Annotated in this window: 19 protein-coding genes; 17 read left to right on the top strand and 2 right to left on the bottom strand. The window is 46.0% G+C overall.

The window, feature by feature from the left end:
• The first annotated feature begins 11 nt into the window (after positions 1-11).
• From KGF65_RS06140 to KGF65_RS06060, 17 genes are all read left to right on the top strand, one after another.
• Positions 12-263 (top strand): Veg family protein, encoded by a 252-nt coding sequence (locus KGF65_RS06140; protein WP_003637638.1) that lies wholly within the window; start codon positions 12-14, stop codon positions 261-263.
• 131 nt (positions 264-394) lie between these two features.
• Positions 395-1264, top strand: coding sequence for a 4-(cytidine 5'-diphospho)-2-C-methyl-D-erythritol kinase (gene ispE / locus KGF65_RS06135; RefSeq protein ID WP_088770097.1), 870 nt, complete (start codon positions 395-397; stop codon positions 1262-1264).
• 374 nt (positions 1265-1638) lie between these two features.
• On the top strand, positions 1639-2583 hold the full coding sequence (locus KGF65_RS06130; protein WP_216748143.1) for an alpha/beta hydrolase: 945 nt from the start codon (positions 1639-1641) through the stop codon (positions 2581-2583).
• Between the two features lie 238 nt (positions 2584-2821).
• Positions 2822-3520: a metal ABC transporter ATP-binding protein gene (locus KGF65_RS06125; protein WP_216748142.1), complete on the top strand. Its 699-nt coding sequence runs from the start codon at positions 2822-2824 to the stop codon at positions 3518-3520.
• Positions 3513-4310, top strand: coding sequence for a metal ABC transporter permease (locus KGF65_RS06120; protein ID WP_033618651.1), 798 nt, complete (start codon positions 3513-3515; stop codon positions 4308-4310). Before KGF65_RS06125 ends, KGF65_RS06120 begins: the two co-directional genes overlap by 8 nt.
• 178 nt (positions 4311-4488) lie before the next feature.
• A complete protein-coding gene (locus tag KGF65_RS06115) occupies positions 4489-4809 on the top strand; it encodes a hypothetical protein (protein ID WP_101874343.1) in 321 nt (106 codons plus the stop codon).
• A 127-nt stretch (positions 4810-4936) separates the two neighbouring features.
• Complete coding sequence (locus KGF65_RS06110; RefSeq protein ID WP_191993267.1) at positions 4937-5161, top strand: hypothetical protein; 225 nt, start codon at positions 4937-4939, stop codon at positions 5159-5161.
• Position 5162: 1 nt separating this feature from the next.
• Positions 5163-5531, top strand: a complete 369-nt coding sequence (locus tag KGF65_RS06105) for a hypothetical protein (protein WP_225368146.1) — start codon at positions 5163-5165, stop codon at positions 5529-5531.
• 98 nt (positions 5532-5629) lie between these two features.
• Positions 5630-6082, top strand: a complete 453-nt coding sequence (locus KGF65_RS06100) for a hypothetical protein (protein WP_101874342.1) — start codon at positions 5630-5632, stop codon at positions 6080-6082.
• A 61-nt stretch (positions 6083-6143) separates the two neighbouring features.
• Positions 6144-6257 (top strand): ribonuclease domain-containing protein, encoded by a 114-nt coding sequence (locus KGF65_RS17400; protein ID WP_105922231.1) that lies wholly within the window; start codon positions 6144-6146, stop codon positions 6255-6257.
• Positions 6258-6267: 10 nt separating this feature from the next.
• Positions 6268-6663 (top strand): hypothetical protein, encoded by a 396-nt coding sequence (locus KGF65_RS06090; protein WP_181185323.1) that lies wholly within the window; start codon positions 6268-6270, stop codon positions 6661-6663.
• Positions 6664-7463: 800 nt separating this feature from the next.
• Positions 7464-8300 (top strand): pur operon repressor, encoded by an 837-nt coding sequence (gene purR, locus KGF65_RS06085; RefSeq protein WP_050337741.1) that lies wholly within the window; start codon positions 7464-7466, stop codon positions 8298-8300.
• Between the two features lie 68 nt (positions 8301-8368).
• Positions 8369-9751 (top strand): bifunctional UDP-N-acetylglucosamine diphosphorylase/glucosamine-1-phosphate N-acetyltransferase GlmU, encoded by a 1383-nt coding sequence (glmU, locus tag KGF65_RS06080; RefSeq protein WP_216748141.1) that lies wholly within the window; start codon positions 8369-8371, stop codon positions 9749-9751.
• Between the two features lie 217 nt (positions 9752-9968).
• Positions 9969-10796: a serine hydrolase gene (locus tag KGF65_RS06075; protein WP_101872782.1), complete on the top strand. Its 828-nt coding sequence runs from the start codon at positions 9969-9971 to the stop codon at positions 10794-10796.
• A gap of 271 nt (positions 10797-11067) precedes the next feature.
• Positions 11068-12048: a ribose-phosphate diphosphokinase gene (locus tag KGF65_RS06070; protein ID WP_003637652.1), complete on the top strand. Its 981-nt coding sequence runs from the start codon at positions 11068-11070 to the stop codon at positions 12046-12048.
• Positions 12049-12964: 916 nt separating this feature from the next.
• Positions 12965-13987 carry a YdcF family protein gene (locus KGF65_RS06065; RefSeq protein ID WP_101874092.1) on the top strand — a complete coding sequence of 341 codons (1023 nt, stop codon included), beginning with the start codon at positions 12965-12967 and terminating at the stop codon, positions 13985-13987.
• Positions 13988-14069: 82 nt separating this feature from the next.
• Positions 14070-15053: a hypothetical protein gene (locus KGF65_RS06060; protein ID WP_216748140.1), complete on the top strand. Its 984-nt coding sequence runs from the start codon at positions 14070-14072 to the stop codon at positions 15051-15053.
• A gap of 306 nt (positions 15054-15359) precedes the next feature.
• Here the strand turns inward: KGF65_RS06060 and yidA are convergent, their stop codons facing one another.
• Complete coding sequence (gene yidA, locus KGF65_RS06055) at positions 15360-16172, bottom strand: sugar-phosphatase (protein WP_050337736.1); 813 nt, start codon at positions 16170-16172, stop codon at positions 15360-15362.
• Between the two features lie 18 nt (positions 16173-16190).
• Positions 16191-17543, bottom strand: coding sequence for an HD domain-containing protein (locus KGF65_RS06050; protein WP_050337735.1), 1353 nt, complete (start codon positions 17541-17543; stop codon positions 16191-16193).
• Positions 17544-17576: the final 33 nt, after the last annotated feature.

Genomic DNA, 17576 nt, shown 5'->3' with positions numbered 1-17576 from the left:
GAGGATTCTCAATGCCAATTTCACTAGCTGCAATTAAAGATAAACTTGACTCACGGATCGGCCAACGCATGAAGGTCGTTGCCCAGGCCGGCCGCAAGAAGACAACTGAACGCCACGGTGTGTTAAAAGAAACTTACCGTTCCGTATTTGTTGTAGATTTAGATCAACAAGAAAACGCATTTGAACGGGTCTCCTACAGTTATACCGATGTTCTGACAAAGAACGTTCAAATCGCTTTTGACGATGAAACAACTGAAGCTTAATTCGCGTCTCGTGAATTCTCAATATTAAGACCCCCAGCAAGGTCTTTTTATTTTGCCTTGATATTAGTATAATTGTATCAAAGTAAGTCAGCGACCCCGGGTAATCGCGGTCATGGAAGAGGGTGAGACGCGTGCAAATCGTTGAAAAAGCACCAGCCAAGATTAATTTAGGGCTGGATACCTTATTTGAGCATTCAAATGGTGACAAAGAGTGGGATATGGTGATGACGTCGGTTGATCTGGCCGACTACGTGATGTTGGAATCCTTGAATTCGAATCGAATCGAGGTCGTCACCGATAGTGGCTTTTTACCGAATGATCGCCGTAACTTAGCTTTTCAAGCGGTGAGTGTGTTGAAACGGTATTGTCACGTTGATTGGGGTGTGCGAATCAAAATCAGAAAGGCCATTCCAGTAGCGGCTGGTTTGGGTGGCGGCTCATCGGACGCTGCGGCAGTCCTGCGCGGGTTGAACCGCATGTGGTCGTTAGGATTAGACTTAGCGACGTTAGCACGGCTAGGGTTGCAGGTCGATTCGGACGTGCCATATTGTGTCTACAGTCAGACGGCGCACGTCACTGGCAAGGGTGAAGTCGTGACGCCGTTGCCTAAATTACCGCCGATGTGGATTGTCTTAGCAAAGCCAAAGATCAGCGTTTCCACGCCGAATATCTTACGGCAAGTCAATTATGACCGAATCGCAGCGCATCCCCATATTGATGGACTGCTATCAGGCATTCGCAACCAAGACTTTGAGGCGATCTTTGCCAATATGGGCAACGTGTTGGAGCCGATTACGGCCAAGCGCTATCCAGAGATTTTGCAAATCAAGCAGCAGTTATTGACGTTTGGGGCGGACGCCGCTCAAATGAGTGGCACGGGTCCAACGGTGTTCGGCGTCTGCCGAAAGCAGTCACGGGCACAGCGCGTTTATAACTCGCTTAAGGGCTTTTGTCGTGAGGTTTATTTGGTTAGACCGGTGAATTTGACGGAAAGAGTGTGAGGGGCCGCGGGTTGAAGTCGAGCATTGGTCCGCTAGCGTAGCAAGCACAAGCTTCAGCGGCCCTGAGCACGTTTAAAAGAGTGTGAAGTCGAACGGTTTGGGTCGAGGATTAGCCTAGCCCCGGCGTTAAGCGGTGGGTTATCCGCTTGGCGTCGGGGCGTAGCTAACCGGAGACCCAGTTCGGCTGAACACGTTTCGACAATGCGGCAGAGATGGGCACCACTCCCCGCAGTATGGTTAATCCCAAACGCCCTATTCAGCCACCCACCGCACCCAATATGTCCCAAACCGGTCACGAACAATCATAATTTGAGCAATTTTCAAAGCAATTTTGGCTGGATTATGCTTAAATAAAAGGTAACGGAGGTGTTGGGATGAAGCAGTCGACGAAATTCGGATTAAAGCTAGCAGGTGTCGTGGGTGCCGCAACCTATGCAGGAACGTTGTTTGGCGGGTTAGTGGCGTACAAGTTTGCCATGCATGTGAGTGATGCTCAGAAGCAGAAAGGGCAGGAACGGTCGCATGCTGAAAATACGGAGATTGAAAATTTCTGGTATTTGAAACAACCGAAGCAACAGTGGATGATTCAGTCATTTGACGGCCTTAACTTAGCGGCAACTTATATTCCTAACCCTAAAACGGTGGGACGGCTGGCGATTTTAGCGCACGGTCTTGGACATTCACGTGAACAGATGATTCCGTATGCGCGGATTTTCATGAGTTTGGGCTATGATGTGCTGATGCCGGACGCACGGGCATTTGGCGACAGTCAGGGCCACACGATTGGTTATGGCTGGTTGGATCGGTTGGATTATGAACGATGGATCACGATGGCGCTCAACCAGTTAGGCCTTGATATTGATATTGTGTTGATGGGGATCTCGATGGGCGCGGCCACGGTGATGGCGACCAGCGGGGAACCACTGCCTGCTAACGTCAAAGCCATCGTTGAGGATAGTGGTTATGCGGATTTGTACGATGAAGCCAAGTTCCGGCTAACCCACAAATTCCATCTACCGGCTTATCCAATCATGCCGGTCGCAAATCAGTTGGCACACGTGCGCGCGGGTTATGGCTTCAAAGACGGCCGCATTTTACAGCAAGTATTGACGAGTGGTTTGCCAATCTTGATGATTCATGGGTCCAAGGACCAGACCGTTCCCGTCCGAAACGCCCATGCGCTGTATAACCAGTTGCCACAACAAAAGGGGGTGTACATCGACCCAGATGCGGGCCACGTGGAAGCAATTCGCACGCATCCTGACCGCTACCAAGCCGTTGTTGATGAATTCTTGCGAGAACAAGTTGGCTTGAGTTAGCGTGAGGACTTTTAATTGAATAATGATGACCAGACCTTGCTCAGAATAGCTAGGTCTTTTTATTTTGAAAAAATGTGGCGGGCGTCAGTTGCAAATTAAGCTTGAAGCTGCGGTGATGGATCCGCTTTCCAGACGATTGAAATAGTACCAGTGGCCCTATTGACAAATAATGGCTTTCAGGTAAACTAAAATAGTAATCATTACGATTTACTTTAATTGAGAAAGTTGGGGTAGTGTTATGACGGAACCGTTAATTGCCGTCCAACACCTTGGAATTAGTTTTCCAAACAACCAGGTGTTTAAAGATTTAGATTTTAAAATTGAACAAGGCGACTTTTTGACCGTGATTGGCGAGAATGGGGTCGGCAAGACCACCCTGATTCGGGCATTGCTCGGCATGTTGAAACCAACAGCGGGACAAATCACCTATTATCCGAATAAAAAAGCCATCAAGATTGGCTACGTGCCCCAATTTCGTAATTTGGACCAAGAATATCCACTAACGATTGAGGATTTTGTCGGCCTGAATTTGAAAGGGTGGCAGCCGTGGCTGTCGAAGGCCGAGCGTCGCCAAGTAACAACGGCGTTAGCAGTCACCAACCTTAAAAAGTTACGCCATCGCCCACTTGGTATGGCTTCTGGTGGTGAAAAGCAGCGGGCCTATCTCGCCCAAGCCATCGTCCAGGAACCACAACTCTTGATTTTGGACGAATCGACGGCCAGTCTCGATAACGAAATGAAGTACGAACTCTTAGATCTAGTCCAGAATTTAAACCAGACGAGTCACATTACGGTCTTCTTTGTCACGCACGACTTACCATTAGCGAAGCAGTATGCCAAACATTATTTGGCGCTAAAACCGGGCCAGCAACAGTTTGGCAACATCGCTGATATGTCGGCCGAACAGCTCAAGGAGGTCACGAATGTCAATGTTTAGTTTAGTCTTCATGCGTAATGCCTACTTGGCTGGGACATTTATTGCGATTATTTGTGGGACGATCGGGGTCTTTGTGATTGCCCGAAACCTATCATTCTTAACCCACACGTTGTCTGAAATCGGCTTTGCCGGAGCGGCTTTCGGGATTTTCATGGGCTGGACGGCACTGAGTGGGATGCTGATTTTTACCGTCATCAGTTCGGTCATCGTGGGGCAGATGAGTGTGAAACAATCACGGCGCGAAGCCTCGATTTCTGCGATTTCCGCACTGTTTATCGGCTTAGGGATCCTATTCCTGTCGCTATCTAATCAGACCTCGAGTTATGCGACGAGCATTCTATTTGGGAGTGTGATTGGGATTGCCAGCGCGGATGTCATTCGGGTCGCAATCTTGTCGGCCATCGTCTTACTCGTGATGTTGGGCTTGTACCGGCCACTCAAATTTGATTCCTTCGATGCGATTGGTGCCCGGGTGAGCGGCTTATGGACGACTGGCATCTCAGTAGTCTTCTTAGTCCTCGTTGCAATGAGTGTCAGCGTTGCCGCCCAAATCGTGGGGTCACTGCTGATTTTCATCCTATTGACGTTACCCGCTGCGGCGGCGCGTTACTTCGTGCACACCGTCAGCAAGATGATCTTCCTCGCAATCAGTTTTGCACTGATTGGCGTCTGGTTGGGCTTGTACTTAAGTTACATCACGAACCTGCCCGTCAGCTTCTTCATCGCGGCCATCGAATGCTTGTTCTACTTTGCTGCGCTGGTCTATCAGCGGCTTCGGGTCGGAAGCTAGTTGGGCTGTTTTTGTTCGGTGATATGAGATTAAAAACGGGCAATCTGCGGAATTTAAGCAGGTCGCTGTGATACGTTAAAATGTTACTAGTCGTTTCTGGAATTCATTGGGAATTTGGGGGACGGCTAGTTTTTTGTTTGTGTTGTAACTTCCCGTTTGTGATAGGAGCGTAATAAAAGTGTTTACAAAATATAATGATTTGGATTTGTTAGAATTGTTCTGGTCAGAATCTGAAAGCTTAACGGGCGAAATAGATGATGGAGAAGTTTTATACAGAAGAAAAATAAGTGATTTCAAATTGACGTTGTTCATATACACGTATGAAATGAAATGTAATGTTTTTTTGAGCTACAAAGATCAGAACATACTGTCCATTGAGTTAGACAATATTTCCGAATTGAAAAGAAACGAAAACCAACTATATTTTTATCGTAATGGAAGAGTAAAATTGTCTGTGATTTTTGGAAAGATTTTTTCGATAGATTTTCAAGATGAATAAATTCACAATATTTCTATTAGTTAAGTTGGATTCAAATTTTTGAGGCTGATGAGGGCAGTGGATATTAAATCTGTTTAACGATATAGCAAACAAAGATCTTCTATCAAAATATAGAGGAGTAAATATGGTGCATAAGATATTATCAATAGATGATGCTGTTGCCACGAGAAATTTAATGCTGCAGAATACTGAGACGAATACAGTCGGAAAATTTTTTGGTGGTTCGGGTTTGGTAAATGAGGGTGAAACCATTATCACCCTGGTGGTGGTCACCATGGCGATTCACCTTATTATGAAGTTTCTTCTCCAGAACATGGAATTATTAGGATTTATACGAATGGGAAGGTTGTGAAATGATGACTGAAGATGTAGAAAAGTTGACAATGTTATATGACAGAGTTATCGAGAATCTTCAAGAATTTTCAATGTCTCCAGAGAATCAGATCAAACAATTAAAAGGTTTTTCGGTTGCTGATGAACTAGCTTCGGATTTTTCTGATATTACATTAAATTATGCAAAGGAATTATTTGAAAATGCTTGGATAACTACAAAACAGTATCAGCAATTCCTGAGCATTGATGAAAGATTAGATGATATGAGTAAGAATAAGGCACTTTGGTGTAAAGAAGCGCTTAAAGATACTAGTGAGTGGAACAAATGCAGGAAAACTGGAGCAAAACTGCTAGCATCTTTGGAGGGCGGGCGCTCAACCTATTCTTAAACAATAATCTAGTTAATTAAGTCTTTTGGGAGCTGGTAGTAGATTTAGATACAAATAAAATTGTACATTTCAATTTTACTGAGTAGAAAGGAAAATACATGTTTGAAGTCATTGAATCAAAAATTAATACTTTTGGAAGGCTGATTTATCTAGAAAGCTCACATGAGTTTGTGTCAGAACCAAGTGTAAATTCTGATATAACTATTTTAGTGGGATATATATATATTGGTTTTGATTCGGAGAACAGTGAGTCTACGCAAGTTTGGGGATTTCATCATAATTTTAATTGGAAATCGAGTATATTGATACCTCCGAAAGCCCATCAAGGTAAAGTTGTTTTGGATGAAGACATAAATCCTGGCGATAGCAAGAGGATAACTGATGCAAACTCATGGAAAACTGATTACGATATAAGCAACGGTTGGCTTAGATTTGGGGGAGAAAATAACTCTCTTAAAAGTAGTTATGTGGAATTTTTTCCAGGCACTATAATGGGAATTGATGATGATGGAAATATTACGGAATTGTGGTTACACCCTATCCTAAAATAAAAAAATTGGGCTGGTAAGGTATAAACTTACTAATTGAATTGACAAGTCTGACACAATCTAGATGGATTTATTGGTACCGAATAAATCTCGAGATGCGGAACGTTTTTTGATAGATAGCAAAGGGCATGTATATTATACGAGTAATCACTATGCTTCTTTTGTGAAAGTTAAATGAGGTAATAACAATGAAAAAAAACACCATTTCTTATGTCGATAAAGTTGAGCTTGTGTCGTTGAAAGAACGATTGAATGATTTAAACTATTTTGTTGTTACAATCCCTGGCAAAAAAATTTGCACATTTCGTCAATATCTGAATTTTATGGGTAAAAAATTTAAAATGCCTGATTATGCAGGCTTTGCTGCCTATTCAGATTGGATGACAGACTTGAGCTGGATACCCAATCAAAAAATTGCAGTAATAATAAATGAATATGGGCGTTTCATGAATAAAAAGCCAAAATTAAAAAGTTTAATAATGGACAGTTTTGAGGATGATATTTTACCTTTTTGGGAAAAGGATGTCGTTCAATTTATGGTTGGTGGTAAGCCAAGGATTTTTGAAGTTTATATTGTAAAATAATACTTTGTTTGAACTTCAGCTTAGATAAAAATCTTAATTTCGGATAGTTAGGTTGAACAAAAGGGCTGAAGACGCTCAACCTATTCTTAAACAATGATCTAGTTAATCAAGGCCTGGCAAACTCCGATTGAATACTGAGAATCCAATACGCCTGTTGGCTCCAAGTGCTTTGAATAATTCGAAGGACAGTGATGGTTCGGAAGCGTATCGATTGGTACCAGAATTAAAACATAAGTAAGCTAGTTTGGAGATTACTGAAAGCTAGTCTTACAGTTGAATATCAAATGACCGTTGACTAAGGAACAACGATCAATTTATCAAAAGTTGAGTCCGCAAGTGTCTGCCTTTCGAATACCATCCAGGCTGGAAGGTGTTTCTGACAATGCTCAGCGATGAAATTTCACTTAGCAAGCGTTGTGTGCTTGGTTAGTGAAAGACCAGTATTTAAGGCGTGGGTTCTCGGCTTAAATCTGTGTCCATCGCGTTCCAGCGTTGTCAGAAATGCCTGGAGGCCGGTATAGGACGTTTCTATCGCTGAAAGTTTACGTAAACTCGAGCCGTTTCCAGCGGGCCTCAGCTGGCTGCTTTTGAACTTAAGAACGATCACGCCATTAAGTCGCCCAAACTTATTGTTCTCGAATTCGCCAAATCTGAGCTGTACAGACAAGATAATTGGCAATCTTATTAAGAAATTCCGATGGTTTAGTAAAAAAGTGTTAAAAAGTTAGCCTATTTCCGAACGTTTGTGTTATCATTTTGCATAGACTTTAAAAATGATGATTTAGGTTGAGGTGGAAGATATGAAAGTACGTAGAAGCGAACGTTTGATTGATATGACGCGTTATTTGTTGGAACGTCCCCATACATTAGTTTCATTGACATACTTCGCGGAACGGTACGCATCCGCAAAGTCGTCGATCAGTGAAGATTTAACGATCTTAAAGAAGGTTTTTCAGGCCCGGGGAACAGGAATCTTGGAGACCATTCCCGGTGCTGCTGGGGGCGCCCGCTTCATCCCATATATTTTAAAGGAAGAAGCGCAGACATTTATTGAAGAAATGACGACTAAGGTGGCGGACAAGAGCCGGGTCTTACCTGGGGGTTACGTCTACTTGTCAGATATTTTGGGGCAACCCGATATTTTACGCCAAGTTGGCCGGGTCATTGCGACTCAATATTTGAACCAGAAGATCGATGCCGTGATGACGGTGGCAACCAAGGGAATTCCGATTGCACAAAGTGTCGCAACTTATCTCAACGTGCCATTCGTCATCGTGCGTAATGACTCCAAGATTACCGAAGGCTCCACAGTGAGCGTGAACTATGTCTCTGGTTCTTCAGAACGAATCAAGAAAATGGAACTTTCTAAGCGGAGTTTGACGGAAGGTGCCAACGTGCTCATCGTGGATGATTTCATGAAGGGCGGCGGCACGATCAACGGGATGAAGACGCTGATTGAAGAATTTGACGCTAATTTGATTGGTATCACTGTTTTTGCTGAAGCAAGTTTCGTCGGCAATCGTTTAATCGATGACTACACGTCGTTATTACGAGTGACCAACGTGAGTGATAGTGACAAGGCCATCAAGGTCATTCCGGGGAATTATTTGGAAAAAGTTTTCGGTGCGGAAGCCTAGCCGAGTATGTTATCCCAAGCGTTTTTTTGATATGATTGACTTATCTGAGGACTAAGGAGAAATTTGTAATGACAACCAAAAATGCAATCATCATGGCCGCCGGTAAAGGGACCCGGATGAAATCCAAGCTAGTCAAAGTTTTACATCAGGTATGTGGTAAATCAATGGTCGACCACGTCTTGACCCAAGTTGAAGCCACACACATGGCCAACATCGTCACGATCGTGGGTCACGGTGCCAAAGACGTTGAAGCAGCCTTGGGCGACCGGACTGAATATGCCGTTCAAGCTGAACAACTTGGAACGGGACACGCCGTCTTACAGGCTGAACCATTGTTGAAGGACGCCGACGGGATGACGTTGATCGTTAGTGGTGATACGCCGCTATTTAAAGCTGAAACTTTTGAAGAATTATTTGAATATCATCAAGCCAAGGGTGCTGCTGGGACGATTTTGACGTCACAAGCCCCAAACCCTCAAGGCTATGGCCGGGTCGTTCGTAACCGGTTAGGCATCGTTGAAAAGATTGTTGAACAAAAAGATGCCACTAAGGAAGAACAAGAAATTCGCGAAATCAACACGGGGGTCTACTGCTTCGATAATAAGAAGCTGTTTGCCGCCTTACATCAAGTGACGAATGACAATGCGCAGGGTGAATATTACCTGACGGATGTGATTCAGATCATGAAGAACCAGGGTGACGTGGTTGCCGCTTACCAGATGGATGACTTTGACGAATCCATGGGGGTCAATACTCGCGCCGCATTGGCACAAGCAACGAAGGTCATGCAACGGCGCATCAACGAACAGCATATGGAAAATGGCGTTTCAATTATTAATCCTGAAGACACCTACATCGATGCTGGCGTTAAGATTGGTGCGGATACCATCGTGGAACCAGGTGTCCTGATTAAGGGCAAGACGACGATTGGCGAAGATTGTTTTATCGGCGCTCATTCTGAGATTCATGATATGGTCATCGAAGACCGAGTTCGTGTTACGTCCTCCTTCCTCGAAGATTCAATCATGCATGCTGATAGCAATATTGGCCCGTACAGTCATTTACGGCCACAAGCTGAAATCGGCGAACACGTACATTTAGGGAACTTTGTTGAAGTCAAAAAGTCCCAAATCGGTGCACGGACTAAGGTTGGTCATTTGACCTATGTGGGTGATGCAACGTTAGGTCAAGATATTAACGTTGGTTGTGGGGTCGTTTTCGTCAACTACGATGGCGTCAACAAGCATCATACCAATGTCGGCGACTCAGCCTTCATCGGTAGCAATTCCAACATCATTGCGCCGGTCGAAGTGGCGGACCATTCATTTATCGCGGCCGGTTCGACGATCACCGACGATGTCAACTTCCATGACATGGCGATTGCCCGGGCCCGTCAGACCAACAAGCCGGACTTCTGGGGCCGGTTACCACACGAACCAGAAAACATGTAATATCACGATTGGCTGTAGCGGTGAGGGGGGTAAGCCCTGACGCAAACGGCGGTCGAAATAAATTTATTGATATCGATAGTAAGAGTCATTCACACGATGGTGCTTGAATGGCTCTTTTTCGTATAAAAATATTGATGGTGAGTGCGTGTCTATTTCTCGTAAAAGTTGGTATAATTAGCGTGGAAACGTGATACGAGCGTGATTTGGAGGCGAAGGAATGCAAATGAAACGGTGGTTGCGGGGACTCATCTGTGGGCTGGTGCTACTCGGTGGCTTGAACTGGGCGGTGACTGCTCAAGCGACGTCGCTTAAACATGAACGGGCAGCCGTCAAACGACTGGTCAAACGCGACTTACAGCCACTGGGCGGCCGGTGGTCAGTTAAAGTGACTCGTTTAGGCCAGAAACGGGGACTGACGGTGAGAACTGGTAATCAACGGGTGACACGGCAACGGTCTGCAAGCACGATCAAAGTCTTCGTGATGCTCACGATTTATCGGCAGGTACAACAGAAAAAGTTGCGGCTTACGCAACAGGATCGGCGTGACTTGCAGTTGATGATTCACAATTCAGATAACGCCGCGGCGAATCGTTTGATCGACCGCGCCGGCGGGTTCAAACCAATCAATAAAACGATTAAGCAGTTCAAATTTCGGCACACGGTACTACAACGACACATGTTAGACACGGCTGCACTTGAACAGGGTCGTGATAATTACACTTCAGTCGGTGACTTGACGCGTTTTTTGACCCGCGTTTACCGGCACAAGTTGTTAGGCAAGACTTATGATAAGCAGATGCTGACGCTATTGAAGGGCTGCCGTAATCACAGTAAGCTGCCCGCCTTAGTCAAGCATGCGACTGTCTATAACAAGACCGGTGAGTATCCGGATAAGGGCGTTCAAAATGATGCGGCGATTTTTAAAACCAAGCATGGGACGTATAGTATCGTCGTTATGGCGCAAAATGGCCAACAAGAACAACAATATCAGGGCATGCAGCGCCTGGGCCGAGATGTTGTCAACTATCTGGACCACCATCGATAATCGGTGCATCAATTGGGCCTGAGTTATTATCGAGAACTAGTTGTTTCTATCAACTATAGCTGATAGCGGTACCATTTCGGCTTCATGAGGTACTGAAGGGCTAGAAATGGCGCTCACGAAACTTTAATCTTTAGTTGTGAAGGGGCGTCAATCGGCGAAAGTCGTGCTTCCAGCCCAGTCTCACGCATTTTTGCGCCGTTGTTGGGACTTGATTTTCACTAGCAAAATGCCTATTATTTAGTAAGTAATAAATTTTCGAATGGAGGAAATTATGTCAGAACAGTATTTTGATCCAAAGTTAAAAATTTTTGCTTTGAATTCAAATAAACCATTGGCAGAAAAAATCGCGGACGCCGTTGGGGTCAAGTTAGGTAAGACTTCGGTCGATCGCTTTAGTGATGGCGAAATTCGCATTAACATTGAGGAAAGTATTCGTGGTGATCAAGTTTACATCATTCAGTCAACTTCCGCTCCTGTTAATGATAATTTGATGGAATTATTGATTATGATTGACGCGCTTCGGCGGGCCAGTGCTAAGACCATTAACGTGGTTATTCCTTACTATGGGTACGCACGGCAAGACCGGAAGGCACGTTCTCGTGAACCAATTACCGCTAAGTTAGTTGCCAACATGCTGGAAACGGCCGGTGCAACCCGGATTTTAGCACTTGACTTGCATGCTGCTCAAATCCAAGGCTTCTTCGATATCCCATTGGACCATTTGATGGGTGCGCCACTGTTAGCTGACTACTTCCTGAACCACCACTTAGATGAGAATGCTGTGGTCGTTTCACCTGACCACGGTGGTGTGACTCGGGCACGTAAATTGGCTGAATTCCTGAAGGCCCCAATTGCCATTATCGACAAGCGGCGTCCACGGGCGAATGTTGCTGAAGTCATGAACATCATTGGTGATGTTAAGGGCAAACGGGCCATCATGATCGATGATATGATCGATACGGCCGGGACGATCACGTTAGGTGCACAGGCCTTAGTTGATGCCGGTGCAACGGAAGTTTACGCAAGTTGTACCCACCCTGTACTTTCTGGTCCAGCCATCGAACGGATCGAAAAGTCACCAATTAAGAAGTTAGTTGTGACTGACTCAATCGAATTGCCAGCTTCAAAACGTATCGACAAGATCGAAGAAGTTTCAGTTGGTCAATTAATGGGTCAAGCGATCAAGTTTATCCACGAAAATAAACCAGTTAGCCCATTATTTAAGAATCGGTTCCATAACGAAGAAAATTAATGCGTTAAATATAAATTGCTTTCTAAATAGTCGCTTCAAGAATGAGTTGTTCTTGAAGCGACTATTTAGATTCTGAGCGGAAATGATTAAAATGTGTCGATCTCCAAGTTAAAAAGCAGCCAGCTGAGAACCGCTGGTAACAAGGCGAGTTAGCGTAAACCTGCTGTTGTAGAAGCATCCTACACCGGCCTCCAGGTATGGTATTCGAAAGGCGGACATGTGCGGACTCAACTTTTTATGAACTGGTCGCTGGTTTTTAATAGACAGACATTTGACATTCAACGGTAAGATAGGCTCCAGCAATACTTAAGCTGTCTTCTTCGCATTTTAAAGCGATAGACTATCAGAACTTTTCTAACTTAACTGAGATGGTAAAGCCTTCACTTCCAACCGGATGGTAATTTTATCGACTAATCTCAGACTAGCTGTTATTGAAATAAGTGAATAACTTTCAGGCCTGCTCGTCGGTATTTAAATACCACCAAATGATTATCGATACTAATTCATAGTTCGCCTGAAGGACCAGTTTCCTAGTATGTAATGGTCAATTGTACCAAGATAGGTGGTCGTTCATCTGCCATTCGAACGGCTTCCCGACTGTAGGGGTTGGCTGACAATGCTCAGTAGCCAAATTATTCTTAGTCGGAAGTGGGTTGCTTCCGGCTTAGAATAAGACTCGTATTTGAAATTGCGCAGTGGGTTTCTGCGTGAGTTCAAATCGATGTCGGCTGCGCTCCAGCAATTGTCAGCCGGCCCCGGAAGTCGGATTAGGTGAGCAAATGCAGACGAACAACAAACCAACTAACAGGTTTTTTAATCATGATTCACAACAACTCAACCGGCAGTGTTCACCACCTGTAAATAACTGGTAAGTTGGCGCAAAATGGGTACAATGGATAGATAGGGGGTGGTTGCCATGACACCATTTTATTGGGGCAGTTTAGCCTTCGTCAGTGCGCTGACGTTGCAATTGACGGACCGCCGTCACTGGTTGACCGGCCATTTATTTTTACTGGCCATTATCGGTATTTTATTAAGCGCTTACAAGGAGTTTAGTGCCCAGGCCAGCCCCGCGTGGCAATTCATGCTAGTTGGGGCGAAGGTGTTGGCGTACACGCTCCTGCCAGTTGTGATTCTAATCGTAGCTATCAGTTTCGTGCGCTATAGTTACCGGCTGATTCGCAAGGAGGGCTGGGCGCTACATTACAGTTTGCTCGCAATCGTGGGGGTGATCCTGCTGTTGATGTTAGTGCTATCTGGTCTGAATTTTTGGCTGTGGCAAGTGCCGCGCGTCTGGCAGCTCTTGGGCTTAGCATTACTATTGACGGCGTATTTTGCCTTTAGCTTTATCGCCTATCTGGTCGCATGTGTGACAACTCGGATGGGACGGCGGCGTCAGATCGACCACATCATTGTTTTGGGCGCTGGCTTGATGCCCAATGGCCAACCGACTCGGACCTTAGCTTTCCGGTTGCAGGCCGCGGCTAAGTACTACCATGCGCAACGGAGCCGCTACCACCAGCCAATTACCATCGTCGTTTCTGGTGGTCAGGGAGATGATGAGGTGATGGCCGAAAGTACCGCGATGCGGCGCTACCTGGTCGCTGCGGGGATTCCGCGCGATGCGATTCAAGAGGAGAACCGGTCGACGTCCACGATTGAAAATCTGAAGTTTTCACACGCACTGCTCGTCCGCACTGATCCGTTTTATCGCGCGGTCATCGTTACGAGTGGCTATCACGTACTCAGAGCCAATATTTTTGCCCGTCAGCTCCACCTGAACTTGACGGGTATTGGGGCCCGGACGCCGCTATATTACTTGCCATTCGCGATGTTTCGGGAGTACCTGGCACTGATCGTCATGTATCGCTGGTCGAACCTTGCGATGGTACTGCTTTTAACGGCTGGTTACGTGCTGGCGTTAGTTCGGTTAGTTTAGTAATGCTCGACCTCAGAGCTTTGAAAAAAACGTCATCGCGATTAATGGTATAATGAGGGATGATAAAAAGGAGGGGTTTGCCGTGGATCATGCCTATCGATCGTCTTGGCCACTGATTGTGATGGTTCTGATTGGACTCATCACACTATCAGGCTGTGCCAAAAATACCGGAGGCGTAACCGCAAGTTCGGCCACGACCGCTACTAATAATAGTACAACGGCCGTTTTAACCAAAGCTGATCAGCAAATTTCGCAAACAAAAATCGCCGCTGCTCGGAAGACGTTAGCTAGTGCTGCTAATCCGAATGCGGCGGTCAAAAATCTCGCAACGGGCTTAAAGTATTATCAAGAAGCCGAAGAAGCGCTTGAAAATAACCAATTGAGTTTAGCTAAGGGCTATTTTGAGACATTAAGTAGCTATGACGGCACCACTGATGCCAGCTTTATTGCTGCGCGTCAGAAGTTAGTCAAGCAGTATCAAGCTGTTAAGCAAGCTAATGGTTATTATAATGCCGCCCGCGATGATTTGAGTGTTCATGATTTGGCCACTGCGAAGGCCAATATTGATAAGCTGGATCGGGTCTCAGTCTCCCATCCGGTCATCAAAGAATTACAGAAGAAAGCTTTGGCAATGAAACAAGCCATTATGAATTATGAGGCGTCGCAATCAACGAGTTCCGGTAGTGAGAGTTCCACCGTTGTTAGTTCAAGTTCGTCGTCCAGTTCATCTGATTCAAATTCAGCAACGAGCAGTACGGACAGTACCAGCTCGTCTTCATCGACTGCCACGAGTTCGTCAGATAGTAGCACGTCGAGCAGTTCTTCGTCGACGTTAACGACTTCGGCCATCATCAAGCAATTTCAGGATGCCGCTGGGGTCACATTTGCTTCAGATACAGAGTTCAATATCACTAAGCAGACGAGTGATTATTACCAGATCACCGCAGTGTATGCGGCGGATGAGTCGTCTAGTTCGGCTTCTAAGACCGTCACTGACACGTATCGCTACTATCCCGATAGTGGTAACGTGACCAAGGAAGACAGTGCCAGCGGGACGTTTGAATAAAACGGTCTGGTGGGTCTGAATTGATCATTCAACGACTTAAGCTTTAAGTCTTTGAATAACCAGGATTACCGATGAGGTTCAGAATCTGGCACGAGTTGCTTAGTCACTAAAAATCGCTTCAAGAATTCAATCGAATTCTTGAAGCGATTTTTTTGAAGTCCTATTTTCAAACCGATAATTAGTTGCTCATCACATCTGAGTATTGGACGTTAAACGCCTGCTAGACGCGTTCAAACGGGTGCTGTCAATTGGGTGGCGTGTTTCAGGCAGCTCGCCGAACATGCCGCTTGGCACCGATTACCCAGTTTATTCAGCCAACGCCCAAGTCCGAATCGCGTGTGCAACGCCGTCTTCCACGTTGGTCTTGGTTTCGTAGCGAGCGATTTGTTTGGCTTCATCAATGGCATTGCCCATCGCGACGCTGTGTGTGGCGTATTCGAGCATGCTCAGATCATTCCCCTGGTCCCCGATTGCCATGACTTCATCCGCGGTCAGGTGAAGGTGGTCTGCAAGCGTGCGTAGGGCGTTTCCTTTGCTAGCTTCCGGATTCATGAATTCCAAGAAATAGGCTTCTGAGCGCACGATGGTAAATCGTTCTGAGAAGTCCGCTGGTAGTGCCTTGATGGCCGCATCCAGTAACGGCTGATGGTCAATGAACATGCACTTGACGATTGGTAAGTCTGGCCGCATTTCTTCAGGTGTCCGGTAGCGAATCGGCATATTGACGAGTGAGCTTTCGCCGACCGTGTACGGGCTGATATTCCGGTTCGCCGTATAAATGTGGTCTTCACTTTCGACATGGCAATGCACATTGAGCTTGCGACTTAACGTCTCGATGTCAATGTAGTCATTGTGTGAAAGCGTCAGGCCAGTGATGATTTTACCAGGGATGGTTTGGACCATCGACCCGTTGAAAGTGATGACATAGTTGTGTTCACCAGCGATACCCAGTTGTTGTAGAAATGGGGTGACGCCGCTCAATGGTCGGCCGGTACAAATAACGACTTTGATGCCCTGAGCATTGGCGTCACGGACGGCTTGAATCGTCGCGGGATTGAGTTCGCTGTGTTCGTTGAGCAAGGTGCCGTCCATATCGATGGCAATAAGTTTAACTGACATGTACTGATTCCTCCAAAATTAGTGTGGAACGACCAGGCGATCGTTCAAAATGTATTGCTGAAATTCTTGATAAATGGGTTTAAATAAATCGCTGTCGGCGTTTTCGCTGAGCATTTCTTTCGGGAAGAAGAAACGTTGGTCCCCCGAAACCTTGCCAGTGATTGCCCGGACCAGATCGCTGACGGTCGACAGTTCTAAGAGCGAGCCGTCCTTTTGCATCAGTTCAATTTGCGTCCGGGGTTTCTTCATCTTCGGATCGTAGGCGTCGTACGGCAAATCATAGCTGTCGTTGGTGTCCGTGTAGTAGTGGGCGTCAAATCCGGCTTGTTCGATCAAACGCTGTAAGTCCGGAATCAGCGGCTGCGTCGTGGTATCGACCCGTGCTGATTTTAGTGGCCGCCGATCTAGGAACCGGGTGGCGAGGTCGGCCAAGATTTGGTCGTGACTATCGCGCCAGTGACTGAAATAAGTGTTGAGGACACCGTCGTCTAAACGTAAGTAATCATGTAGTGTAAAGTGATTGTTGAAGAACGGCAGTAACATGACCGGCGTCGCTTCAGCATCCGCCGCGTGACTTTGGTACAAGTCGTTGGCCCGCTCTAACAGCCGGTCTAAGATGACTTCCATTGACCGTGAGACCGGATGGAAATAGACTTGCATGTACATTTGAAAGCGGCTGACGATGTAGTCTTCGACGGCGTGCATACCTTCCATCGCGAACGTGATTCCGCCTGCGTAGGGCTTCATGACCCGCAGAATCCGTGTTAGGTCGAAATTACCATAGTTGGTCCCGGTAAAGTAGGAATCCCGCAGCAGGTAATCCATGCGGTCAGCGTCGATTTGACTTGAGATCATCTGAACGACCTGTGGATTCGGGTACGTTTTTTGGATAACGGCAGCGACTTGCGCAGGAAAATCTGGTGAGACTTGCCGCAAGACCTGATTGACTTCTGTTTCTGGCGAGGTGAGGATTTGTACCGTCAAAGCTTCATGGTCCGTGTGGAAAATGTGCTCGAAGGTGTGTGAATAGGGGCCGTGACCGATGTCATGTAACAAGGCCGCACACAGGGCAACGAGTCGTTCGTGGTCATCCCAGCCGCCATCGCCAGGAGTGTGGGTCGGATAGTTGCGTTCAAAATTATCGCAGATTCGACGCGTGATTTCGTAAACGCCGAGGCAATGACCAAAGCGGGAGTGTTCGGCGCCGTGGAAAGTTAGCGAAGTCGTTCCCAGTTGCTTAATGCGGCGCAGACGTTGGAACTCTGAAGTGTTGATCAAATCCAGAATAACTTGATGTTGGATATAAATATAATCATGGACGGGGTCCCGGAAAACTTTCTCCATGGGTAATAATTGTTGACGATAGGCCAAATTAATTCCTTCTTTCAGTCTTTCAATCTTGCA

Source organism: Lactiplantibacillus sp. 30.2.29 (assembly GCF_018991255.1).
Classification (GTDB): domain Bacteria; phylum Bacillota; class Bacilli; order Lactobacillales; family Lactobacillaceae; genus Lactiplantibacillus; species Lactiplantibacillus pentosus.
The sequence above is the reverse complement of the archived record's forward strand: the minus strand, read 5'-3'. Positions and strand labels throughout refer to the sequence as shown.